This is a genomic window from Pseudomonas sp. TZ252, assembly GCF_056110345.1.
The window spans coordinates 5,649,604-5,672,122 of the sequence record NZ_CM148566.1 but is presented as its reverse complement, the minus strand read 5'-3'; the positions used below and the strand labels follow the sequence as shown (position 1 = coordinate 5,672,122).

Below are 22,519 nucleotides of genomic sequence, written 5' to 3'. Positions count from 1 at the left end.
CTGACCGTTCGTCCTTTCCTATCGTGGTTTCATTCGTCGCTGCACGCACGCGCCTGCTTCAGGTAGTGCAACACCTGGCGCTCGCCGTGGGAGTCCAGGTATACCAGGGTGGCGCGCACCACCTGGCAGGTATCGCTGGGCGCCTCGTCGACGCTCAGCACCCTGGCCACGTCCAGCGGCATGCCGTAGACGTAGTCGGCAGTCGCCGCGCCGGCGATGACCGGCGCCAGCAGCGTGACGCAGCAGAGGTAGAGCCTGGCTCGGTTCATGGACGGTTTCTCTCCATTCCCCCGCGAAGCGACGGCGCAAGGGCGCCGCCGACGCCATGGGTGGAACCCGCTTCGTCGTTCGCGACGGGTTCGCCACCTCCGTCCAGCAGTATAGGATGACGGTCTCAGTGCGGCTTGATCGCCACCTTCAGTACGTTGTCACGCTGGTTGGCGAACAGGTCGTAAGCGGCGACGATGTCGTCGAGGCGGTATTCGTGGCTGACCAAAGGCCCGAGGTTGACCCGGCCCGAAGCCACGATATTGAGCAGTCGGCGCATGCGCTCCTTGCCGCCGGGGCACAGCGCGGTATTGATCCGGTGGTCGCCGAGGCCGGCGGCGAAGGCCGACAACGGAATCGTCAGGTCTTCCGAATAGACCCCGAGGCTGGAAAGGGTGCCGCCGGGCTTGAGCACCCTCAGGGCGGTCTCGAAGGTCGATTGCGTACCGAGTGCCTCGATCGAAGCATCCACGCCGCGCCCGCCGGTGAGTTTGAGAATTTCCTCGATCACGTCGCACTCCCTGAAGTTCAGCGTGACGTCGGCGCCCATTCCACGGGCGATATCGAGGCGATGGGCGTTGCCGTCGATGGCGATGATCGTGCTGGCGCCCAGCAGCCGGGCGCCGGCGGTGGCGCACAGGCCTATGGGACCCTGGGCGAAGATCGCCACGCTATCGCCGATGCGGATGTTGGCGTTCTCCGCGCCCTTGAAGCCCGTGGACATGATGTCCGGACACATCAGCACCTGTTCGTCGCTGAGACCATCGGGTATGGGGGCAAGGTTGGCCTGAGCGTCGGGAACCAGCACATACTCGGCCTGGGTGCCGTCGATCAGGTTGCCGAAGCGCCAACCGGCGGTCGCCTTGTAGCCATGGCAGGCGCAACGGCCGGATTCCACCAGGTAGCTGCCGTCCTGCGACGGTACGCCGTCCTGGGCGGCATAGGAGTTGAAGTTGGGGCAGATGGCACCGGCGATCACGCGTTGGCCTTCGCGGTAGCCGACCACCGCGCTGCCGAGCTTTTCGATGATCCCGACCGGCTCGTGGCCCACCGTCAGGCCGGGCGCGACCGGATACTCGCCCTTGAGGATGTGCACGTCGGTGCCGCAGAGCGTGGTGGTGGTGATGCGCACCAATGCATCGTTCGGCCCCACGTCGGGAATCGGCTTGTCGACCAGCTCGATACGGCCGGGCTGGATGAATACGGCGGCTTTCATCATCTTGCTCATGGAGCATCCTCACGGGTGGAGGCCCTGGGGCGGCACGGGGCAGGAAAGAACGGACGGATGCCAGGACAGTGGCGGAATTGCCGTCCGATGTCCTTGATATGGGTCATGGCCGCGATGGACGCGGGTTCGCGAAGTACCGACCTGGCGTTTTTGCTGGGAAATGTCCTCGCCCGGTTCGCTGCGGAACTAGCCAAGCCCCTTCGCTGTGGCTTGGGTCGACGCTGAACGCGGGAGGGCGGGGGCGTTGCACCCATGTCGGGAGTTCGCCGCGGCGGGCCGACGCTGCGCTCTTGGCAAAGGCAGCGTCGGGCCTTGGCCCAAAGGCTATCGCCTCAGGCCTTGCTCGTGGCCAGATAGGAGGCCAGGCGCCGGCCCATCTCCTCGCCGAGGGCCTGGAGGCCGCTCATGGGACGGACCATCACTTCGAAGTCGACGATCCGGCCGTCGTCGTCGAAGCGGATCATGTCGATGCCTTTCAGTTCGCGTTCGCCGACCCGTGCGCTGAATTCCAGCACCACGCTGCGGCCGTCGGCGCTGGCCAACTGGCGGTGATAGGCGAAATCCTCGAAGACCGTGAGCACGGTATTCAGGATCATCGAGACCACCGGTGCGCCGGCATACGGCTTGTGCGCCATCGGCGAGCGGAACACGGCGTCGGGGTGCAGCAGGCGCGGCAACCCGGAGAGGTCGCGGCGGGCGATCAGCCCGTGCCATTCGGCGAGGGTGGCGGCGGCGTTGGCTTCGAGCGGCAGGCTGGTCATACGGTGGCTCCTCTGGCGGGTGCTGGACTGTATCCCCGGGGCGGCCTGGGGCCGGTTGCGGGGCGGAGCCTCACCATAGGTTGCGGGAAAGGCCTCGCTCAATGATCGAAAGTGACGGAAGACTGATCCTCGCGCGCAACCTATGACTCAGCCCTGTTCGATCTGCACGATCTGCTCGCGCAGCCATTGCAGGCCGGGCGTCGCTTCCTGCTGGCGATGCCAGATCAGGTTGACCTGCACCGGGGCCATCTCGAAGGGGACGTCCGCCAGTTGCAAACCATGGCTGCTGGCGAAGCGCTCGGCCAGGCGGCGTGGCACGGTGCCGAGCAGCTCGGTGCTGGCGACGATGGCCGGGATGGTCAGGTAGTGAGGCACCAGCAATTGCACCTGGCGCTGTACCCTGGCCGAGCCGAGGACGATCTCCAGCGGACTGCCGCGCCCGACCCGCGGCAGGATCGAGACGTGCTGCGCGGCCTCGTAGGCCGCGCGGTCGAGGCCGCCGCGGAAGGCCGGATGGCCCTGCCGGGCGATCACCACCAGGCGTTCCTCGCCGACCGGCCGGTAGGCCAGCTCGGGCTCGTCGAAGTACAGGTAGTCGATCGCCAGGTCGAGTTCGCCGCTGGCCAGTTGCGCCGGGATCGAGGCGCCTTCGTCGGGACGTACCTCCAGCGTCACCCGCGGGGCCAGGGTCTTCAGGCGGGTCACCAGGCCCGGCAGCAGGCGCAACTGGGCATAGTCGTTCATCGTCAGGCGAAAGGTCCGCGCAGTGTGCGGATCGAAGGTTTCCTGGGAGCCAAGGCCGGCCTGCAGCAGATGCAGGGCCTGGCGCACCGGCACGTACAGGGCGAGGGCGGCGGCGGTGGGTTCCAGGCCCTTGGCGGTGCGCCGGAACAGCGGCTGGTCGAGCTGTTCGCGCAGGCGGGCGAGGGCGTTGCTCACCGCCGGCTGGCTGCGATGCAGGCGGATCGCCGCGCGCGACAGGTTGCGTTCGCGCATCAGGGCATCGAAGACCAGAAGCAGGTTGAGGTCGAGCTGCTGCAAGTTCAGCTTCATGAATAATCCTCATTCTATTTATCCATTACCCTGATAAGACTGGCATCGCTACACTCGAATGCAAGCCCTTCCGCCCCGGCGGATCGGCCCGGTTCGCGGCCCAGCCAATAACAATCACACGCGAGATGCCGACCATGTCCTTCGATCCCCAACCCTTTCGCCAGCAGTACCGCGCGGCCATCCGGCCCGGCTACAACCCCTGGCTGCACGCCGGCTTCGTCCTCGCCTACGGCGGCGCCTGGATCGTCTTCTTCCTCTCCCGGCTCGAGCAGCCGAGCCTGCTGGAATGGCTGACGGTGCCGGCCGCGCTGGTGTTCTTCAACTGGGGCGAGTACCGCATCCACAAGTCCCTCGGCCACCACAAGCACCCGCTGGGGCGGATGTTCTACAAGCGCCATACCGGCGACCACCACAGCTTCTTCGTCGCCGGCCAGATGCGCTACGAACAGGCACGAGACTGGCGGGTGATCCTGTTCCCGGCCTGGCTGGTGGTGGTCTTCAGCCTCGGCGCGCTGCTCGCCTGGAGCCTGCTCGGCCTGCTGAACGACAACCTCGCCGCGCTGTTCGCCGCGACCCTGCTGCTGGGCTACCTCAGCTACGAGATCTTCCACGCCTGCGAACACCTGCCGCCGGAGCATCCGCTCAGCCGTCTGCCGTGGATCCGCCACATGCGCCGCCTGCACGAACTGCATCACCGTCGCGAGCTGATGCAGACGCACAACTTCAACCTGGTCTTCCCGTTGATGGACTGGTGCTACGGTACCCTCCACTGGGAAGCGGAAACCGCCGAGGAGCACGCCATGACCCGCATGCAGCACCGAATCGAGATCGCCCGCGAGCCCGAGGCGACCCTCGCCTATGCCGCCAGCCCGGGGCTCTGGCCGGAATGGCATCCCTCGTCGTTGCGGGTCGACGGCGCCGCTGGCCCGCTGCCGGCCGGCGCGCGCTTCGAGGAGGACATCCACGCCGGCGGCCGCGCCGGGCACTTGTCCTGGACGGTGGTCGAGTACCAGCCGGGACACCTGTGGCGCGCCAACGCCCGTGGCGACCGGGGGCTGCACCTGCGCCTGAGCTACGAATGCCAGCCGAGCGTGGCCGGCACCCGCTTCGTGCGCACCCTGGAATACCGCTTCGACGGCTGGTCGATGCGCCTGGCCAACCTGTTCCTGCTGCGCCGTCGCATCGAACGCGAGTCGGAGGAGTCCATGCACCGCCTGCGTCGGGTCGCCGAGGCGCGGATAGCGGCGGCGGAAAGCGTATGATCGGGGTCCGCGGGGGCGGATCGCAGAAGGACACCGATGAACAAGTTTGCCGAAATGACCACCTTCGTCAGCGTGGTCGACGCCCATAGCTTCTCCGAGGCCGCCCGCCGCCTGGGCACCACCAAGTCGCAAGTCAGCCAGCGTATCCAGCAACTGGAGAGGCGCCTGGGCCGGGTGCTGCTGAACCGCACCCGGCCGCTGAGCCTCACCGACCCCGGTCGCACCTACTACGAACATGCCTGCCGCCTGCTACAGGAGCTGGAGCAGGCGGAAGCCTCGGTGCTCGACGCCGATGACGACCTGCGCGGCCAGTTGCGCCTCTCCGCGCCGCTGGCCTTCACTCCGCGCTACCTGGCGCCGCTGCTGGCGCGCTTCGCCGAGCGCCATCCGCAATTGCGGGTGGACGTGCAGGCCGACGATCGTTTCGTCAACCTCCAGGAACCGCGCTTCGACATGGCCCTGCGCATGGGCCGGCTGGACGACTCCTGCCTGGTGGCGCGGCCGATCACCGCCAACCGCCACCTGCTCTGCGCCAGTCCCGACTACCTGGCGCGGCATGGCGTGCCGCAGCATCCCGAGGAATTACAGGCGCACGACGGGCTGGTCTACTACAACCGCGAGCCCGGCGGCATGCTCTGTCTGCCGGTGGACGGCGAACCGGCCTCGTTCCGCATCCGGGTGAGGATGCGCACCGACTCCGGGCACCAGTTGCTCGAAGGTGCGCGCGCCGGGCTCGGCCTGGCGATCCTGCCGAGCTTCCTGGCCGCCGATGCCTTGCTGGCCGGCGAGCTGCTGCCGGTCCTGCCTGGCTACCCGCCGGACGGCGGGCAGGTTTCCGTGGTCTACCGCAAGACCCAACGGACGCCCCGGAAGATCCTCGTCCTCGGCCAGTTCCTCGAAGAGGAAATCGGCGATCCGGCACCCTGGGACCGCGCGCTCGTCGAGCGTGGCCTGTTGCCGCCGGGCTGAGTTCGGAAAAACCGAACCAGCGGTTCGCCTTCCGCTGTCTGTCGCCGAGGGCGCGCCGGGCATAGCGTTGCTCCCGTCAATCGATCTGGATACGGGAGAACCCCATGCACCAACCCGAAAACCCGGCGCGCCGCACCTTGCTGGCGCAGACCGTCGCCGGCTCCGCCGCGCTCGCCCTGGGCTCGCTGCTCGGCGGCGCGCCCGGCGTGGCCAGCGCCACGGCGGAAACGCCCCGCAAGGCCTTCGATGGCGGCAGGATCGATGTTCTGATCGTCGGCGGCGGCTCCGCCGGCGCGGTCCTCGCCCGGCGCCTGAGCGAGCGCGGCGACCGCCGGGTACTGTTGCTGGAAGCCGGCCAGGCCTATCCGGCCTGGGACTACCCCAGGATCATCGCCAGCAGCGACAGCGTCGGCGGCGACCCCTCCAGCGACTGGGGCTACCAGTCCCAACCGGGGGCGATCGGGCACCCGATCCATGCGGTCCGCGGCAAGGTCCTCGGCGGCAGCTCGGCGATCAACGGCGCGGTGGCGATCCGCGCGCGGCGCGAAGACTTCGCCCGCTGGAATCTGCCGGGCTGGTCCTACGACGACCTGCTGCCGGCGTTCCGCCGCCTGGAGACCCGCCAGGGCGGCGACCCGGCCCTGCACGGCGGGGACGGACCGCTGCCGGTGCGGCAACTGAGCCGCGCCGATCTCTCGCCGATGCAGAGGGCCTTCGTCGACGCCACCCTGGCCAACGGTTTCAAGGCCATCGCCGATTTCGACGGCGCCGACGCCAACGGCGTCGGGCCGTACCCGATGAATGTCGTCAACGGTGTGCGCGTCAACACCGGCATGGCCTACCTCGACAACGCCGTGCGCGCTCGCGCCAACCTGTCGATCCGCGGCGACGCGCTGGTCGACCGGGTGCTCTTCGAAGGCAAGCGCGCGGTGGGCGTGCGCCTGGCCTCCGGCGAGGAAATCCACGCCGGCGAAGTGATCCTCAGCGCCGGCGCCTACGGCAGCCCTGCGATCCTGCTGCGCTCCGGTGTCGGCCCGGCCGACGAGCTGAAGGCGCTGTCGATCCCGTTGCTTGCCGACTTGCCGGTGGGCCGCCGGCTCAAGGACCATCCGTTCTACTACAACGCCTATGCCGCCCGGCCGGAGCGCATCGGCGCGCAGTCGCCGGTGATCGGCGCCAAGCTCTGGACCCATAGCTCGCGGGCGCAGAACGGCGAGCTGGACCTGCACATCACCGCCACCCACCTGTTCCCCGCCGAGATGAGCCCGACCGGGGTCGGCTTCGTCCTCGCCGTGGCCCTGACCCGGCCGCAATCGCTGGGCAGTGTGCGCCTGGCCAGCCGCGACCCGGCCGTCGCGCCGCTGATCGACCTGAACTTCCTCGCCGAGGCCGAAGACCGCGCGCGGTTGCTGGAAGGGGTCAAGCTGGCGCGCCGGATAGGCCGCAGCGAACCGCTCGCCGGGCTGATCCACGCCGAACTCGGGCCGGGGCCCGAGGCACGCAGCGATGCGCAGATCGAAGCGGCGATCCGCGCCACCCTCGATACCTACCACCACCCGACCTCCAGCGCGCCGATGGGCCGCGCCGGCGAGCGCTGGGCGGTGGTCGACCTGGAGGGCAGGGTGCATGGCCTGCAAGGATTGCGGGTGATCGACGCCTCGATCTTCCCCGATGCCATTTCGGTGGCCACCAACATCACCACCATCGCCGTTGCCGAGCACCTCGCGCAGCGCATCGCCTGACCGACCCAGGAGAACTTGCAGATGAACGGACACGCCAGACACTGGATCGACGGCGCATGGCTCGATTCCGCGCAGCGGGGACAATCCTTCGACCCGGCCAGCGGCCAGCCGATCGGCACCTACGCCGACGGCGGGCGGGCCGAGGCCGACGCGGCGATCGCCGCCGCTGTGCGCGCCTTCGAAGATGGTCCCTGGAAGGACGACCACGCGCTGCGCGCGACAGCCCTGGAGGAAATCGCCGCGGCCTTCGAGCGGCATGCCGATGCGCTGATCGACCTGCTTGCCCTGGAGAACGGCAAGATCAAGCCCGAGGCTGCCTTCGAGGTCGGCATGGTGCCGGGCAAGCTGCGCTACTACGCCGGCCTGGCGCGCAGCGAACGGGGCGCCAGCGGCACGCCGCGCCCCGACGTGGTGTCGCTGGTGCTGCGCGAGCCGATGGGCGTCGCCGGCATCATCGTGCCGTGGAATTCACCGGTGGTGCTGATGATCCGCTCCCTGGCGCCGGCGCTGGCCGCCGGTACCACCACGGTGGTGAAGATGCCGGGGCAGACCGCGCAGACCAACGCCATGGTCGCGCGGATCATCGCCGAAGCGCCGTCGCTGCCTGCCGGGGCGGTGAACATCTTCAGCGAATCGGGTTCCGAAGGCGCCCGGCGATTGATCGACGCGGCCGAGGTGCCGGTGATCAGCTTCACCGGCTCGAGCGCCACCGGCCGAGCGATTTCCGCCGCCGGCGCGCGGCACCTGAAGCGCTTCGGCCTGGAACTGGGCGGCAAGACACCGCACCTGGTGTTCGACGACGCCGACCTGGACGCCGCCTTGCCCGTGCTGGAGAAGTCGCTGACGGTGTTCGCCGGGCAGTTCTGCATGACCGGTTCGCGCCTGCTGGTGCAGCGCGGCGTTGCCGAACGGCTACGCGAACGCCTGGCGCAGCGCCTGGAAAACCTGCGCGTGGGGCCGGCGGCGGACCCGCGCAGCGACATGGGGCCGTTGATCGACAAGGCCAACGTCGAGCGCGTCGAGCGAGCCGTACGCCAGGCCATCGCCGCCGGCGCGCGGGTGGTGGTCCGCGGCGGCCCGGTAACCGAGGGCGAGCTGGCGGCCGGCGCCTTCTACCGTCCGACCCTGCTGGAGGTCGATGATCCGGACCTGGACATCGTGCAACAGGAAACCTTCGGACCGGTGCTGACCCTGCAGGTATTCGAGCACGAGGAGGAGGGCGTCGCCCTGGCCAACCGCAGCGAGTACGGGCTGGCGGCCGGGGTCTGGACCCGCGATGTCGCGCGTGCCTTCCGGGTGGCGCGGAAGATTCGCGCCGGCACCGTGTGGATCAACGACTGGGCCAAGGTCTACGACGAATTCGAGGAGGGCGGCTACCGCCAGTCCGGCCTCGGCCGGCTGAACGGGGTCGCCGCCCTGGACGACTTCGTCGAATACAAGCACATCAGCCTGACCACCGGCGCGGCCTGAGCCTGGGCGAGCGGTGCGGCCGACGGCGCCGCCCGCTACTCCCAGGAGCGGGAATACACGTGTTCGCGGAACAGCTCGGGCAATCCGGAAACCTGCTTGAAACGCAGCACCTCGTCATTGTCCATGCCCAGTTCGCGGGCCACGTCGGCCTCGCTCCAGCCGGCCTTGAGCAGGGTCACCACGATCGCCGTCATCGGCAATACGCCGTGCACGCCGCGTGCTCGGTTGTGGCGGATGGTGGCGGCGATGCGCTCGCTGTCGCCTTCACGCCCGGCGCGTATCGCGGCGATCGGCAGGTAGCCGTGCAGACGCTGGCGCAGCGCGCCCTTGGCGCTGCCCACGCGCAGGCGGTGAAAGCCGTCGACCACCTCGTAGCGCCCGTCGGCCTGCGGATAGGCGACGATGGGCTGGGTGAATCCGTCGGACTCGATGGACAGCCTCAGCAGTCGCATCTCCGGTGGCGCGACGGTATTGGGGTTGTAGTCGTTGCCGGCGACGCGCTCGGCACGCACCCACTGCACGCAATCGACCGGCTCTTCGGCGAACGGACTGTGCGCGTGGAGCAGCCGGCGGATCCGGTTGATGGCTTCAATCCGCTCGGCAAGCGGCAACCCGTGCAGTTCGCCGAACAGCGCCTCGGCTCGCTCCGTCAGTGTCTTTGTCTGTGCCATGGGCTTTCCTCATGAGCGTCACCCAGCTACCCCGGGTGGAATGCACGGCGAAGCCGTGCGGTTCGAGAAGGCGCGCGCAGGCCTGGGGCGCGCGGGTGGTACAGGCCAGCCCGAGTTGGTCGACATGCCCGAGGACCCGCTCGCGCAGGGTGCGGAACAGCCCGCGACCGCGCGCTTCCGCACGCAGGTAGGCATCGCGCAGGCGAACCACGTCGGGATGTTGCTCCAGGCTGACGAACCCCAGTATCCGCGTGTCCCCCTGGCGGCGGAGCACGAACCAGCGGTGGTAGGGACCGTCGCTCAGCGGGTAGCCGCCGCATTCGCGGCGCACCCGGGCGCTGGCGAAGAAGCGGCCCATGCTGGCGAAGAAGGCGGCCTCGTCGTCGAACGAGCGCCACTGCAGGATCTCGCAGTCTTGCGGGCGGATCACGAGCGCTTCTCCCGACCGGGGACCAGTCTGTCGATATCGGCCTGGGAGAAGCCGAAGGACAGCGAGCGGGCCATGTCCTGCTTCAGCAGGGATAGCGCGATACGCCGCCAGGACGGCTGCTTGCGACGATTCTCCAGGGCCGGGATCCCCGCGTCCGGCCAGATGGCAAGGGGATAGCCGTGCTGCTTCCACCAGAGGATGAAACGCTCGATGCGCCGCTGGTAGATGCCGCGCAGAGGCGGCGGCATGCTGCGCAGGAGGAACTGGCTGTACTCGCGCCAGGTGCCGAAGGAGGGCGGCAGGCCAAGGCCGCCACGGTAGCCGAGGAAGCGCTGGCGACAATAGCGCGCCCCATAGTTGGCGCCGGCGACGCGCCGGACTACCTTGAACCAGGTGCGTGGCTCGATCCGGTGGAACAGGTCGAGGCCCTTGCGCTGGTCGTCGCCATAGGGCTGGCAGATGCGCATCTGCGAGAACGGCACGCCGGCGCGGTACATCTGGTCGTAGAGGCGGTTATAGGCGTAGCCGTGGTCGGCGACGCAACGCCAGAGATCCTCGAAACGCCAGTCGTAGATCGGGAAGAAGCTCACCGCCTGCGGGTTGGCCCGGTCGCGCGCGCTCCAGGCCAGCGGCGCGGAGCCGCCCGGCGGCGTCCAGGCGCATTGTTTCGCCCGGCTCCTGCGCTTGACCGCCAGGTAGCGATTGAGCGATTCGTCCGAACGGATGCCGACCAGGAACGCGGTAGGCTCTTCCCTGGCCAGCCAGGCGTTGAAGCCGGCGACGAACTCCTCGAACTCCATGCGGTAGCGGTAGAAGGGGAAGAACGCCGGGTCGCTGATCACCCCTCGCTGCTTCGGTAGCGGGCGCACCCAGTCGGCCTCGGCGCCGGGCTCCCAGCAGCACCAGTAGGGTTCCTCCAGGCTGGAGGCGTTGCGCAGGTTGAGTGGCAGGCAGACCCACCAGGGGCGTACGTCGGGACGCCCGAGCATCTCGCTGACGTGATCGATGGTGGCCTGGTACTGCCCCTCCAGGTCGATGAACAGTACGTCCACCGGGCTGCGTCCCAACTCGCGTGCCACGTCCAGCGCCAATTGCAGGGTGACCGAGCTGTCCTTGCCACCGGAGAAGGCGACGCAGACGCGCTCGAAGTTCCGGAATACCAGTCGGAGGCGGGATAGGGTTGCGGCATGCACATCGGCATCCTGGTAATGCTTGCCTGCCATGGGTGCGAACCTCTTCTTTTAATAACTATTGAGGGAGACCGTTGCGACGACGGTCCATGTGCAATGTTTGTTTCGGAGTTTCTCCAGGCTATTTTTTCGAGAGTCGCGGCAGCCGGCACGTTCGGCGACGTTGGACTCCGAATCAGTGGATAACGGAAATATGTCCAGGCACTTGGCAGAGCGACGACCAACAGGCCCGACAACTGTCGTGCAGGAACTTTTTCAATGCTAGGCGAAGCCGTGGTTCGAGTTGTTGACTTGTCGCAAGACGGATTCTCCGAACAGCATCGGCGTAGCGCCCACTTGCAAAGAGAGTGCGCACGCCGCCGTTGGCACTCGTCTGCGCACCGGACTTCTGAGCGGCGGCGGAAAAAGCTTGCTGCGCAAGGAGAAGCGCCTGCGGGTGAACATGGAAATTGCCCGGGAAAAGTCGACGGTAATTATTCGTTGAATAAAAGGGAAGTGCATACTTCCAACTTGGAAGTTAACTGCATGGCACCATCCATGCATTACACGGATGACGGTTTTTATTATAAGTCCAAACTGGCGAAGACAAGCAAGAGAGGCCGGGATGCCAGAGTTCCATAGTCGGAAATACAAGCGTTGCAATGTCGACGGATAGCACGAAGAGGCGGCGGTACCCTGCGAAACGAGGCAATTCCCCGAATGGCGGGCACTCGAACGGATTTATAAGTCCGCCGTTCGGCGTTCACCTCGACGCCTGTGCACGGGATACTTATATCGGTGGTTCGCACCACTGATTATCGATTTGAACTCGTTCGAGTCTTTACCGCGTTCCCGGCCGAAATAAAAGGCGGGTGGACGATTATTGCCTCACACAAGGAACATAGGCATGACCAGAACTTCGAACCCATGCGCAGTGGTATTGGCCTTTGCGGCAATTGCCGCTTCGGGAACCGCGATGGCGGCAAACACTATCACATTCAGCGGCGAAGTGACCGACCAGACCTGCCAGGTCGCGGTCAACGGCTTCACCGACCCCACGGTGATCCTCGACAGCGTACCGGTGAGCGCCCTCGATGGCGCAGTGGGCCGCAGCGCCGGCGAAACCGCCTTCACCCTGCAACTCACCGATTGCGTCGCGCCGACGGCCGACGAGCATTTCACCACCCTGTTCCAGGCCACCAACCCCAGCGCCGCCGGGAACCTGGTGAACACCGCCGCCAGCGGCGCGACGGGCGTGGCGCTGCAATTGCTCGATAGCGTCGGCGGCAACCCGGTCGACCTGGCCGGCGGCGCGGCGGTGCCCGCCGGCGATATCGTGCTCGCCAACGGAGCCACCAGCACCAGCTACGACTACGCGGTGCAGTACGTCTCCGAAGCGGCGACCGTGACGCCCGGTCCGGTACTCGGCGCCGTGACCTACACGCTGCGTTACGAGTGAATGCCGGCGGCGCATGCGCCGCCCCTTCCTTTTCCCAGCACTAAAGCCGGGCCCGGTCGCTGGACCGTGCCCGGCCAGGTAAGCCGCATGCCCAGACATTCGTACCGATCCGGCAGGACATCGGCGCTTCTGCTCGTCCTGCTGGCGAGCATCGCCCAGGCGCGGGCAAGCGTGGTGGTGACCGGGACCCGGGTGATCTATCCCGGCGAGGCACGGGAGAAGACCGTGCAACTGAGCAATCGCGATGCGTTTCCCAACGTCGTCCAGGCCTGGGTCGACATCGACGCCCCGGACGCGCCGCCGGACCAGGCGGACGCGCCGTTCCTGGTCAACCCGGCGGTATTCCGCATGGCCCCGGACAGCGGCCAGACGCTGCGCATCGTCTACACCGGGCAGGGCCTGCCGGGCGATCGCGAATCGCTGTTCCATCTCAACGTCCTGCAGATCCCGCCACGCAACAGCAGCCATGCGGATCGGAACCAGATGCTGCTGATGCTGCGCAATCGCCTGAAGCTGTTCTACCGCCCGGCGGGCATCCAGGGCCGTCCCGAGGACCTGCCCGGGCAACTGCGTTTCGCACTGGTCCGGCGCAGCGCCGGCTGGGCGGTGCGGGTGGACAACCCGAGCGGCTACTACGCCTCGTTCGCCAGCGCCACGCTCAGCGTCGGCCAGCGCCGCTGGCGCTTGCGCAGCGGCATGCTGGAGCCGCGCAGCCATGCCGAATGGCAGGCCGAAACCCGAGAAGCCCTGCCGCCGGGACGCGTGCGCCTGCACGCGCTGCTGATCAACGACTACGGCGCCCATATGGATATCCGTCATGACCTATCGCCATGAACGCCGCTGCCGCACCGGCACGGCCCTGATGGCGGGCGGCATGGCGCTGGCGGCGAGCGCCTTCGGTCATGCCCAGCCCGGCTACGAATTCGATGATCGCCTGTTGCTCGGCTCTTCCCTGGGCGGCGGCGACCTGTCGCGCTTCAACCAGGACGGTCGGATCGATCCGGGTCGCTATCACGTCGATGTCTACCTCAACGAGCGCTTCGCCAGCCGCAGCGAAGTGAGTTTCCGCGCCAACCCCGCCAGCGGCGCGGTGGAGCCCTGCCTCGACGAAGACTTCCTGCGCCAGCGCCTCGGCGCCAAGCCTGGTGACGATCCGCGCAAGAGCGGCGACGGGCGCCACTGCGCCTTTCTCGGTGCACGCCTGCCCGGCTCGCGGTTCAGTCTGGACGTCGCCCGCCTGCGCCTGGATCTCTCGGTGCCGCAAGCCTTGCTCGACCTCAAGCCGCGCGGCTACGTCAGCCCCGAGGAGTGGGACGCCGGCGACAGCATGGGCTTCGTCAACTACGACACCAACCTCTATCGCTCCGAATACCGCGGCGGCGAATCGGGACGATCGGACTACGCCTATGTCGGCCTGAACAGCGGCATCAACCTCGGCCTGTGGCGTTTGCGCCACCAGTCCAACTACACCTATTCCCGCTACAACGGGCAGGCCAGGCGCAAGTGGAACAGCATCCGCACCTATGCCCAGCGCGCCTTGCCGGCCTGGCGCAGCGAACTGACGGCGGGGGAGAGCTACACCGCCGGCAACCTGCTCGGCAGCATCGGCTACCGCGGCCTGAGCCTGGCCACCGACGACCGCATGCTGCCCGAGTCCCTGCGCCGCTATGCGCCGCAGGTGCGCGGCACCGCGGCCACCGCGGCGCGGGTGGTGATCAGCCAGAACGGCAGGAAGATCCGCGAGGTGAATGTCGCCCCCGGTCCGTTCGTCATCGACGATCTCTACGACAGCGCCTATGCCGGCGATCTGGATGTCCAGGTGTTCGAAGCCGATGGCAGCGTATCGAGCTTCAGCGTGCCGTTCGCCTCGGTCCCGGAGTCCATGCGTCCCGGCCTGTCGCGCTACAGCTTCACCCTGGGCCAGGCGCGCCAGTACGGCGACGGCGACGACCTGTTCGCCGACTTCACCTACCAGCGCGGCATGAGCAACGCCCTGACCGCCAACCTGGGACTGCGTGTCGCCGACGACTACCTGGCCATGCTGGGCGGCGGCGTCCTCGCCACCCGCTTCGGCGCCTTCGGCCTGAACAGCACCTATTCCAGCGCACGCGTCGAGGATGGCGCGCGCAAGCAGGGCTGGCGCATCGGGCTCGACTACAGCCGGACCTTCCAGCCCACCGGCACTACCCTGACCCTGGCCGGCTACCGCTATTCCACCGAAGGCTACCGCGAACTCGGCGACGTGCTCGGCTCGCGCGACGCACTGCGCCACGGGGACACCTGGGATTCCGGCAGCTACAAGCAGCGCAACCAGTTCAACCTGCTGGTGAGCCAGGCCCTCGGCGGTTACGGCAACCTCTATCTTTCCGGCTCCTCCAGCGATTTCTACGACGGCAAGAGCCGCGACACCCAATTGCAGTTCGGCTACTCCAATACCTGGGGGCAGTTGAGCTACAACCTCGCCTGGTCGCGGCAGACCACCACCTACTACCAGGAGCAGGGCGACCAGGACCCTAGCGTCGAGCTGCTCCGGCGCGACCGGCGCAGCGGCCAGCGCAACGACACCCTGACCCTCAGCGTCTCCATGCCGCTGGGTTCTTCCAGTCGGGCGCCGACGCTCAGCGCCATGGCTACCCGGCGCTCCGGCGACAGCCGTGGCGGCAGCCTGCAAACCGGGCTGAACGGTACGCTGGGCGACGAGCGTACCTGGAGCTACGCGCTGTCCGCCAACCGCGACAGCGAGGTCGCCGACACCACCTGGAACGGCACGTTGCAGAAGCAGGCGGCGCTGGCCACCGTGAATGCCGGCTATGCCCAGGGCGATCGCTACCGGCAATACAGTGGCGGCATCCGTGGCGCGCTGGTCGCCCACCGCGACGGGCTGACCCTTGGCCCCAGCGTCGGCGATACCTTCGCCCTGGTCGAGGCCAAGGGCGCCAGCGGTGCCGCGATACGCGGCGGGCAGGGCGCGCGCATCGACGGCAACGGCTATGCGCTGGCCCCCTCGCTGTCGCCCTATCGCTACAACCCGATCTCCCTCGATCCCGTTGGCATCGATCCCGACGCCGAACTGCTGGAAACCGAGCGCAAGGTCGCGCCCTACGCCGGTGCCAGCGTGCGCGTGACGTTCAGGACGCTGACCGGCCATCCGCTGCTGATCCAGGCACGGCGCGAGGACGGCAGTGTGCTGCCGCTCGGCGCCGTGGTGGTCGACGACGGCGGGGCGGCCATCGGCATGGTCGGGCAGGGCGGCCAGGTCTATGCGCGCGCGGAAAACCAGCGGGGCAGGTTGCTGGTGCAATGGGGAACGGCGCGCAAGGAGCGTTGCGAGTTGCCCTACGACCTGGCCGGTGTGTCTCGCGACCAGGCGCTGATCCGCCTGCGCGGCACCTGCCGGGCAGCCACCACCGACTCCAACCTGGAGAACGCCAGATGAACCGCACGCTTCCCCTGCTGCCCGCGCTGGCCCTCGGCGTGTTGCTGGGGCTTCCCGCCAGTGGCCAGGCGACTTGCTACCGGGTCACCTCGGTAGGCAGCGAGACGACCACCTCGAACACCCAGATCCGCCCAGGCGAAGGTACCGCCGGCAGCTGGACCGGCGCCTGCGACACCTGCAATGGCTCGCTCGGCCTGCCCAGCGTGGTCAACGTCAGCGACGAGAGTTTCCAGCCCTATCCGACGCTCATCGCCAGCGCGGTGGCGCCGCTGACCCAGTACGGCGCCACCGGCGGCTACGACCCCGAACGGGTGTTCTTCCGCTGTAGCGCCGGGGACGCCGTCTACGAGATGTTTTCTACCAACGGCGACGATCTCTATAGCGGCTACTACACCGGCGCCAACACGGTGGGCAACGACATCGGCCTGCAGGATGCCTACCGGACCGCCTGGCCCAACGTGCTGCTGCGCCTGACCAACGTCGAGACGGGGGAAACCATCACGCCGATCTGGAAGGAGCGCCAGCTCTCCGGGCTGGACATCGACTCGCGCGGCTTCCAGCTGGTCAAGGCGAAGAACCTCGCAGCGGTACGCGCCGAGCTGTACAGCGCGCCGCTGGAGGCGATCCGTTACTACTCGCCGACGATCCTCTCGCAGCCCTATTCCTACACCCAGCCGGCGGCCTACATCGCCATCAAGGGGCCGGGCCTGACCGCGCCGACCGTCGGCCAGGCGCACGTGGGCGGCAACTGGGGCGGCTGGTACAGCAACTGGCCGGGTGCCATCGGGCTGTACCGCTACGTGACCCTGAAACGCTATCCCACCTGCGCGGTGATGACGGTCACCCCGCACGTGCAGTTCCCGCCCATCACCCTGGCCGAGATCGATAGCGGCGGCGTGCGCGAGGCGCCCTTCGAACTCACCTTCAAGTGCCAGAGCGGCATGACCAACGGCACCGGGGCCGGCGCCACGGCGCTGGGCATCCGCGTGTCCAGCGGGGCCCTGGCGGCCAGCCCGGCGCTGGGCCTGGTCAACGCCAGTGGCGGACTGTCCTACCTGCTCTCCGACCGTTACGGGGAGCCGGGCATTGCCCGTGGGGTCGGCATCCGCATCTACCGCGACGGCACGCCGATGACGCTCCTGGCCAACGAGAACTCCGCCGGCGGCAGCAACGCCGAGGCCACCGGCTGGTACCCCGCCATCGGTGGCGCGACCCAGGCCAACGGCGGTAGCGGCGGCATCGACCTGTACCGCGAAACCTTCCGCGCGCGCCTGGAGAAACTCGCGCTCGGCAGCCAGCCCGGCGTCACGGCGGGGCGAGTCGAGGCCACGGCGCAGGTGGTTATCCGTGTCCAGTAGGCGCGCGCTCGCGCTGCTGGCCATGCTTTGCCTCGCGCCGACGAGCGAGGCCGGAGTGACCGCGGAGCGCACCCGCCTGGTGTTCGTGGAGGGCCAGCGCGAGGCCTCGTTGCTGCTGGTCAACCAGAATCCCTACCCGGTGCTGGTGCAGGCGTGGGTCGATGACGGCGCCCTCGACGGCGAACCGGATACCGCGCTGGCTCCGTTCCTGCCGCTGCCGCCCGTATTCCGCCTGGAGCCGGGACGCCAGCGCAGCCTGCGCCTGCTGGCTACCGGCCAGGCCCAGGCACGGGATCGCGAATCGCTGTACTGGCTGAACATCTACGAGATCCCCCCGCAAGCCACCGCCGAGGCCGCTGGCCGGCCCCGGCTCACGGTCACCCTGCGAACCCAGATGAAGGTGCTGTACCGCCCGCACGGCCTGCATCCGCACGCCGAGGACGCGGCCGCCGAACTGGGCTTCGCGCTGCGCGACGAGACCCTGCGGGTGGACAACCCGACGCCGTACTTCGTGTCCCTGGCGGGGCTGGCGCTGGAGATAGGGGAGACGCGCCTGGATCTGCCCGGAACGCTGCTGGCTCCGCGCTCGCAACGACGCCTCGGCCTGCCGCGGCGGGTGGACGGCGGGACGCGCGGCGAGGTGGCGTTCGACTGGATCGACGACAACGGCGTCAGCCGCCAGGAAAGGAAAGCTCTACAGTGAACGGTTCCCCACAGGCTCGCCAGCACGAGCACCCACCGGCCGTTGCCGCCTCCCTGGCCGGCGACCTGCGCCTCGCCCGGCGTTTCCAGGCCGCCCTGGCGCGCGGTCGGGTGCGCCTGGACTGGCAGGCCGTACGGCATGCCGGGCATCCGGAATGGGAGCCGCTCTACCGGGAAACCCTGCTCAGGGTTACGGCCGCCAGCGGCGAGCCGCCGTTGCCGACCCAGGAACTGATCCTGGCGCTGGAGCGGCTCGGCCTGGTACGCCTGCTCGATCGCTGCGTGCTGGGCACGGTCCTCGACCGGCTGAACGCCGAGCCTACCTTGCGCCTGGCCTGCAACCTGTCGCGCCAGAGCGCGGCGATGGATGCCTGGTGGGAAGCGGTCTGCCGATGGCTGGCCGCCCGTCCGCAGGTGGCACGGAGGCTGACGCTGGAGCTGACCGAGACCGCCGTGGGCGAGAGAGTCGCGACCCGGGAGTTCATCCGACGCCTGCGCGAACATGGCGTGCGCATCGCGATAGACGACTTCGGCGCGGCGCACAACAACCTGGACTTCGTTCTCGATGCCCGTCCCGATGTGATCAAGATCGATTGCCGGTATACCCGCGAAGCACGTCGCTCGGCGAAGGGCGCCGAAGTGCTGCGCCATCTGCTGGCCCTGTGCCGCGAACTGGCGCCCTGCGTGGTCCTGGAAGGTCTCGAGGAGGACGATGCGTTCGCCCGGCTGCCGACCGGGGACGTCTATCTCCAGGGCAACGCGATCGCGCCGCCGATGCGGGTCGAACCGCCGCTGTCCGTACGCCGGCCGAAGAGCCGGGCGCGGATCGAGGCGCTGGCGAGCCGCCCGGGGTGACCGGGGAGGGCGCCCGGCCTGGCACGGTCGGCGAAAAATCTGAACGGTCGGCCGGCGGCGCCGTCACAGCAGCGACGATGCCGAGGTGCGTTGTGCCGAAGTCCCGGCATTTTTTCCCTGTCACGCCAACGGAGTCGACCATGAACAGAGCAATCAGCCTTCCCCTCAAGGGAGCCGCCTGGCTCCTGCTGGTCCTGGCCCTGCCTTTCGCCAACGCCCAGGACATGAACAAGACCGCGCCACAGACCTTCGTCAGCGAGGCCTCGGCGGCCGGCGTAGCGGAAATCGAAGCCGGCAAGATGGCGCTGGAAAAGAGCACCGCCGCCGATGTGAAGGTATTCGCCAAGCAGATGATCGACGACCACGGCAAGGTCAACGCCGAACTGCGCAGCCTGGCCGAGCGCAAGAAACTGGAGGTCGAAGACGACGCCAGCCTGACCGACAAGGCCAAGGCGACCCTGCTCGACCTGCGCGACGCCTCCTTCGACCCGGCCTACGCCAATAACCAGGTGGCGGCTCACGAAAAAGCCGTGGAACTGTTCACCCAGGCCGCGGACAACCTGACCGACCCGGAACTGCAGGCATTCGCCAAGACCCATCTGCCGGCCCTGAAGCATCACCTGGAGATGGCCCGCGCGCTGGCCAAGGCGCACCCATCCAAGTAACGCCCCCGCGGGCGGAGCCTGGCCAGGCATGAGTTTCAGCCTGTGGTTGCTGGTACTGGGCTGCATCCTGCTGACGCTCGGCCTGGCCTCGGCCTACCTGCGCCTGCTGCCGGTCAGCACGTCGTTCATCTACCTGCTGTTCGGCCTGGCCATCGGCCCAGCCGGGCTGCACGCCTGGCGCAGCGGCCTGGCGGACATCAGCGGCTGGTTCGAACACCTTAGCGAGGCGGCGTTGCTGATCTCGCTGTTCATCGGCGGCCTCAAGCTGCGCCTGCCGTTGCGCTCGCCGGCCTGGACCGCTGCCTGGCTGCTGGCCGGACCAGTCCTGCTCGGCTGTATCCTCGGCCTTACCCTGGGCGCGCATTTCCTGTTCGGCCTGGACTGGGGGCTGGCCTTGCTGGTCGCGGCGATCCTCGCGCCCACCGATCCGGTGCTGGCCAGCGACATCCAGGTCAACCACGCCGGCGACGACGACCGCCTGCGCTACGCCGTATCCGGCGAGGCGGGACTCAACGACGGCATCGCCTTCCCCTTCGTCATCGCCGCCCTGCTGCTGATCGGTCAGGGCGGCGGCCTGCCCGGGGAGTTCGACCGCAGCGGCCTGGACTGGCTGCTGCGCGACGTGCTCTGGGCGATTCCGCTCGGCCTGCTGGTGGGCTATTGCCTGGGCCATGGTCTCGGCCGCCTGGCCATCCACCTGCGGGCGCGGCACACCGACACCTCGGTGTCGGCCAACGACTTCCTCGCCCTGGCGCTGATCGCGCTGTCCTATGTCGGCGCCGACGCACTGGGCGGCTGGGGCTTCCTCGCCAGCTTCGCCGCCGGGATCGGCCTGCGCCACGCCGAGGTGGCGACGCTGGGGCGCGCCTCGGCACCGGCCGAGGCGCAGGCGGCCGCCGCCGACGTGCGCGAGGCAGGGCAGGCCAGCGGCGCCATCGAGTACGGCGCCGACCGCAGCGAACACCCGAAGGTGGCGGCCGGCGCGGTGATGCTCGACGTGCTCTCCTTCGGCAACCTGCTGGAGCGCTCGCTGGAAGTGCTGCTGGTGACCCTGCTCGGCGCCATGCTCTACCAGCACTGGGACTGGCGCGCGCTGCCGCTGGCGCTGCTGCTGTTCTGCGTGTGCCGGCCGGCGATGGTCTGGCTGCTGGTCGGCCGGCGGCTGATGCACCCGGCGCAGCGGCGCCTGCTCGGCTGGTTCGGCATCCGCGGCATCGGCAGCCTGTACTACCTCAGCTACGCGCTGAACCAGGGGCTGCCTACGGCGCTCGCGCATACCGCCAGCGACCTGGTGCTGAGCCTCGTCGCCCTGAGCATCTGCGTGCACGGCCTGAGCATCCAGCCGCTGCTGATGCGCCACGCGCGCAGCGTCAGTCGCCGCGATCGGGAATGATCGAGATCTTGCCGTTCTTCTCGAGGATGGCGAAGCGGATCTGCTCCATGCGTTCCAGGCCCTGGGTCTCGCGGGCGGCCAGGAGAATGTCTTCCTCGCGCAGGCGGGCCTCGGCCAGGCGTGCGTGCAATGGCCTGCCGTACTCGACGATGAGCGTCGGCGAGCCCTCGATCAGGGTGTCGAGCTTCGGATGGCGCAGCTTGAGCAGGGACAGACCGACGTCGATGACGATCAGGGTGATGATCACCAGTACCGCGTTGACCAGCGAGAAGTCGTCGCCCAGCAGCGCCTGCTGGGTGGCTTCGCCGATGATCATCAGCAGCAGCAGGTCGAAGGTGGTGATGTCGGTCAGTGAACGCCGCCCGGCGATGCGGAAGAGTACCAGCAGGACCAGGTAGAGCGCGGCGGCTCGCAGTACGGAATCCATCGTGCGCCTCCTCGGAACGGATGACTCAGGGGTAGATGAACTGGTCGAAGGCCAGGCTCTCGCCGGCGAACTCCAGTCGACTGGCGACTTCGCCGAGCTGGTTCGGCAACAACGTCAGGAACAGGCTCAGGCGACCGTCTTCGTCGAGCCTTCCCTCCAGTTCCAGGCCACCCCGCCAGCTGTGACTGCGCAGCGGTTGCGGTTGCAGGCTCTGGATGCTGTGCGCCTGTAGCAGTCCGCCGCCCAGGCGCACGCCAACTTCGGTGCCCGGCGCGCCGCGCAGATCGATGCGCAGGCGGCTGGCGGCGCCGCTGCGTTCGAAACGCTCGTAGGCCAGGGTCAGCCTGCCGCTGTCGCTGACCAGCGTCCGCGAACTCAGAGGCCCGCCGGCGAACACCCCGGTCAGCGCCAGGAGGATCACCCCGAGCAGGACCCACAGGCCCGCCCGTTCGAAACGCCAGGCGCGGCGCTGGCTTTCCAGGCGCTCCGGGATCGGATACTCGCGCTGGTCGAACGCATCGTCTGCGGCGTCTTCTGGGGCAGGGCGCATGGCTGGCTCCTTCGCTCGCGGTCTCTCAGGCTGGACCCCGGTCGACGCGGTTGGTGCCGGCGGGCTTACCAGCGGTCGGCGCGGGTCGGGCAATCTGCACGATGAACAGGCGCCTTCCGGGCACTCTGCTGATCGCACTTTGCGATCAGCCCGCGCCCAATCGCCGTGGTCACGCTGCTCCGGCGCAAGCGGGGCGGACGGCGCGAACCTTGCAGCGAAGCCTTCCTGACAATCCGACAGGGAGAACCATGGTGAACGGAGAAAACAAGATCGTCCTGGTCCTCGAAGAACACGCCGACCAGCTCTGGCGGATCGAGGAATTCCTCCTCGATCGAGGCTACGCGGTGCTCAGCGCGGCGAGTCGCGACGAAGCCCTCGACCACCTGGCCTCGGACGCGGTGATCGACCTGTTCCTGCTCAGCGAGCAGCTCGAAGGTCCTCTGAGCGGCAGCATGCTCATCGAAACCAGCCTGCCGGTGCGCCCGCGGATGCGGGTGATCCTGCTCAGCGACAGCGCTCGCGTCGGCATCGACCCGGCGGCACCCTATCCGGTGCTGCTCAAACCGGTGACCCTGGAAGAACTGGGGAAAGCCATCGAACTGGTCCTGCACAGCGCGCCGGTCTGCCCCGGCGTCTGACCACCGAGGAGCCC

Annotated in this window: 22 protein-coding genes; 13 read left to right on the top strand and 9 right to left on the bottom strand. The window is 68.3% G+C overall.

Annotation, left to right across the window (positions count from 1 at the left end):
- Positions 1-29: 29 nt before the first annotated feature.
- From ACYAF3_RS26200 to bsrA, 4 genes are all read right to left on the bottom strand, one after another.
- Positions 30-269, bottom strand: coding sequence for a DUF2790 domain-containing protein (locus ACYAF3_RS26200; RefSeq protein ID WP_016561852.1), 240 nt, complete (start codon positions 267-269; stop codon positions 30-32).
- Positions 270-394: 125 nt separating this feature from the next.
- On the bottom strand, positions 395-1,495 hold the full coding sequence (locus ACYAF3_RS26195; RefSeq protein WP_003113628.1) for an NAD(P)-dependent alcohol dehydrogenase: 1,101 nt from the start codon (positions 1,493-1,495) through the stop codon (positions 395-397).
- A gap of 332 nt (positions 1,496-1,827) precedes the next feature.
- Complete coding sequence (locus ACYAF3_RS26190; protein ID WP_016851677.1) at positions 1,828-2,256, bottom strand: nuclear transport factor 2 family protein; 429 nt, start codon at positions 2,254-2,256, stop codon at positions 1,828-1,830.
- A gap of 147 nt (positions 2,257-2,403) precedes the next feature.
- Positions 2,404-3,309, bottom strand: coding sequence for a LysR family transcriptional regulator BsrA (bsrA, locus tag ACYAF3_RS26185; RefSeq protein ID WP_016561855.1), 906 nt, complete (start codon positions 3,307-3,309; stop codon positions 2,404-2,406).
- Positions 3,310-3,434: 125 nt separating this feature from the next.
- Here bsrA and ACYAF3_RS26180 point away from each other — a divergent pair, with 125 nt between their 5' ends.
- The 4 genes from ACYAF3_RS26180 to ACYAF3_RS26165 all read left to right on the top strand — a co-directional run bounded on the left by ACYAF3_RS26180 (position 3,435) and on the right by ACYAF3_RS26165 (position 8,752).
- Positions 3,435-4,571, top strand: coding sequence for an SRPBCC family protein (locus ACYAF3_RS26180; RefSeq protein ID WP_016851676.1), 1,137 nt, complete (start codon positions 3,435-3,437; stop codon positions 4,569-4,571).
- Between the two features lie 36 nt (positions 4,572-4,607).
- Positions 4,608-5,540, top strand: a complete 933-nt coding sequence (locus ACYAF3_RS26175) for a LysR family transcriptional regulator (protein ID WP_105579253.1) — start codon at positions 4,608-4,610, stop codon at positions 5,538-5,540.
- Between the two features lie 104 nt (positions 5,541-5,644).
- Complete coding sequence (locus ACYAF3_RS26170) at positions 5,645-7,282, top strand: GMC family oxidoreductase (RefSeq protein ID WP_009876367.1); 1,638 nt, start codon at positions 5,645-5,647, stop codon at positions 7,280-7,282.
- Between the two features lie 21 nt (positions 7,283-7,303).
- Positions 7,304-8,752, top strand: coding sequence for an aldehyde dehydrogenase family protein (locus ACYAF3_RS26165; RefSeq protein ID WP_003160203.1), 1,449 nt, complete (start codon positions 7,304-7,306; stop codon positions 8,750-8,752).
- A gap of 35 nt (positions 8,753-8,787) precedes the next feature.
- Here the strand turns inward: ACYAF3_RS26165 and ACYAF3_RS26160 are convergent, their stop codons facing one another.
- From ACYAF3_RS26160 to ACYAF3_RS26150, 3 genes are read right to left on the bottom strand one after another with little or no spacing between them, the layout of a single operon-like run.
- Positions 8,788-9,423, bottom strand: a complete 636-nt coding sequence (locus ACYAF3_RS26160; protein ID WP_003088853.1) for an IbrB-like domain-containing protein — start codon at positions 9,421-9,423, stop codon at positions 8,788-8,790.
- Positions 9,341-9,853, bottom strand: a complete 513-nt coding sequence (locus ACYAF3_RS26155; RefSeq protein ID WP_003102153.1) for a GNAT family N-acetyltransferase — start codon at positions 9,851-9,853, stop codon at positions 9,341-9,343. Before ACYAF3_RS26155 ends, ACYAF3_RS26160 begins: the two co-directional genes overlap by 83 nt.
- A complete protein-coding gene (locus ACYAF3_RS26150) occupies positions 9,850-11,076 on the bottom strand; it encodes a phosphoadenosine phosphosulfate reductase (RefSeq protein ID WP_105579252.1) in 1,227 nt (408 codons plus the stop codon). Before ACYAF3_RS26150 ends, ACYAF3_RS26155 begins: the two co-directional genes overlap by 4 nt.
- An 853-nt stretch (positions 11,077-11,929) precedes the next feature.
- Here ACYAF3_RS26150 and ACYAF3_RS26145 point away from each other — a divergent pair.
- The 8 genes from ACYAF3_RS26145 (at position 11,930) to ACYAF3_RS26110 (ending at position 20,890) form a co-directional block, all read left to right on the top strand.
- Complete coding sequence (locus tag ACYAF3_RS26145) at positions 11,930-12,481, top strand: fimbrial protein (RefSeq protein ID WP_003120281.1); 552 nt, start codon at positions 11,930-11,932, stop codon at positions 12,479-12,481.
- 87 nt (positions 12,482-12,568) lie between these two features.
- Positions 12,569-13,315 carry a fimbrial biogenesis chaperone gene (locus ACYAF3_RS26140; RefSeq protein WP_003088863.1) on the top strand — a complete coding sequence of 249 codons (747 nt, stop codon included), beginning with the start codon at positions 12,569-12,571 and terminating at the stop codon, positions 13,313-13,315.
- Positions 13,299-15,917, top strand: coding sequence for a fimbria/pilus outer membrane usher protein (locus tag ACYAF3_RS26135; RefSeq protein WP_105579251.1), 2,619 nt, complete (start codon positions 13,299-13,301; stop codon positions 15,915-15,917). Before ACYAF3_RS26140 ends, ACYAF3_RS26135 begins: the two co-directional genes overlap by 17 nt.
- Positions 15,914-17,275: a fimbrial protein gene (locus ACYAF3_RS26130; protein WP_058137921.1), complete on the top strand. Its 1,362-nt coding sequence runs from the start codon at positions 15,914-15,916 to the stop codon at positions 17,273-17,275. The genes ACYAF3_RS26135 and ACYAF3_RS26130 overlap by 4 nt, the downstream gene beginning before the upstream one ends.
- On the top strand, positions 17,265-17,978 hold the full coding sequence (locus tag ACYAF3_RS26125; protein ID WP_003113635.1) for a fimbrial biogenesis chaperone: 714 nt from the start codon (positions 17,265-17,267) through the stop codon (positions 17,976-17,978). Before ACYAF3_RS26130 ends, ACYAF3_RS26125 begins: the two co-directional genes overlap by 11 nt.
- Positions 17,975-18,832: an EAL domain-containing protein gene (locus ACYAF3_RS26120; RefSeq protein ID WP_003122782.1), complete on the top strand. Its 858-nt coding sequence runs from the start codon at positions 17,975-17,977 to the stop codon at positions 18,830-18,832. Before ACYAF3_RS26125 ends, ACYAF3_RS26120 begins: the two co-directional genes overlap by 4 nt.
- A 140-nt stretch (positions 18,833-18,972) precedes the next feature.
- On the top strand, positions 18,973-19,497 hold the full coding sequence (locus ACYAF3_RS26115) for a DUF4142 domain-containing protein (RefSeq protein ID WP_003088871.1): 525 nt from the start codon (positions 18,973-18,975) through the stop codon (positions 19,495-19,497).
- 28 nt (positions 19,498-19,525) lie between these two features.
- Positions 19,526-20,890 (top strand): cation:proton antiporter, encoded by a 1,365-nt coding sequence (locus tag ACYAF3_RS26110; RefSeq protein WP_003113638.1) that lies wholly within the window; start codon positions 19,526-19,528, stop codon positions 20,888-20,890.
- On the opposite strand, the gene ACYAF3_RS26105 is transcribed toward ACYAF3_RS26110, so the two are convergent.
- Together ACYAF3_RS26105 and ACYAF3_RS26100 are read right to left on the bottom strand one after the other, a co-directional pair.
- The gene (locus tag ACYAF3_RS26105; protein WP_003088873.1) at positions 20,868-21,317 is read right to left on the bottom strand and encodes a DUF421 domain-containing protein; all 450 of its coding nucleotides are present in this window, start codon (positions 21,315-21,317) and stop codon (positions 20,868-20,870) included. The two genes, ACYAF3_RS26110 and ACYAF3_RS26105, sit on opposite strands and share 23 nt — an antisense overlap.
- Positions 21,318-21,342: 25 nt before the next feature.
- A complete protein-coding gene (locus ACYAF3_RS26100; protein ID WP_003088874.1) occupies positions 21,343-21,867 on the bottom strand; it encodes a hypothetical protein in 525 nt (174 codons plus the stop codon).
- Between the two features lie 248 nt (positions 21,868-22,115).
- Here ACYAF3_RS26100 and ACYAF3_RS26095 point away from each other — a divergent pair, with 248 nt between their 5' ends.
- Positions 22,116-22,505 carry a response regulator gene (locus tag ACYAF3_RS26095; protein ID WP_033975907.1) on the top strand — a complete coding sequence of 130 codons (390 nt, stop codon included), beginning with the start codon at positions 22,116-22,118 and terminating at the stop codon, positions 22,503-22,505.
- The last annotated feature ends 14 nt before the right edge of the window (positions 22,506-22,519 follow it).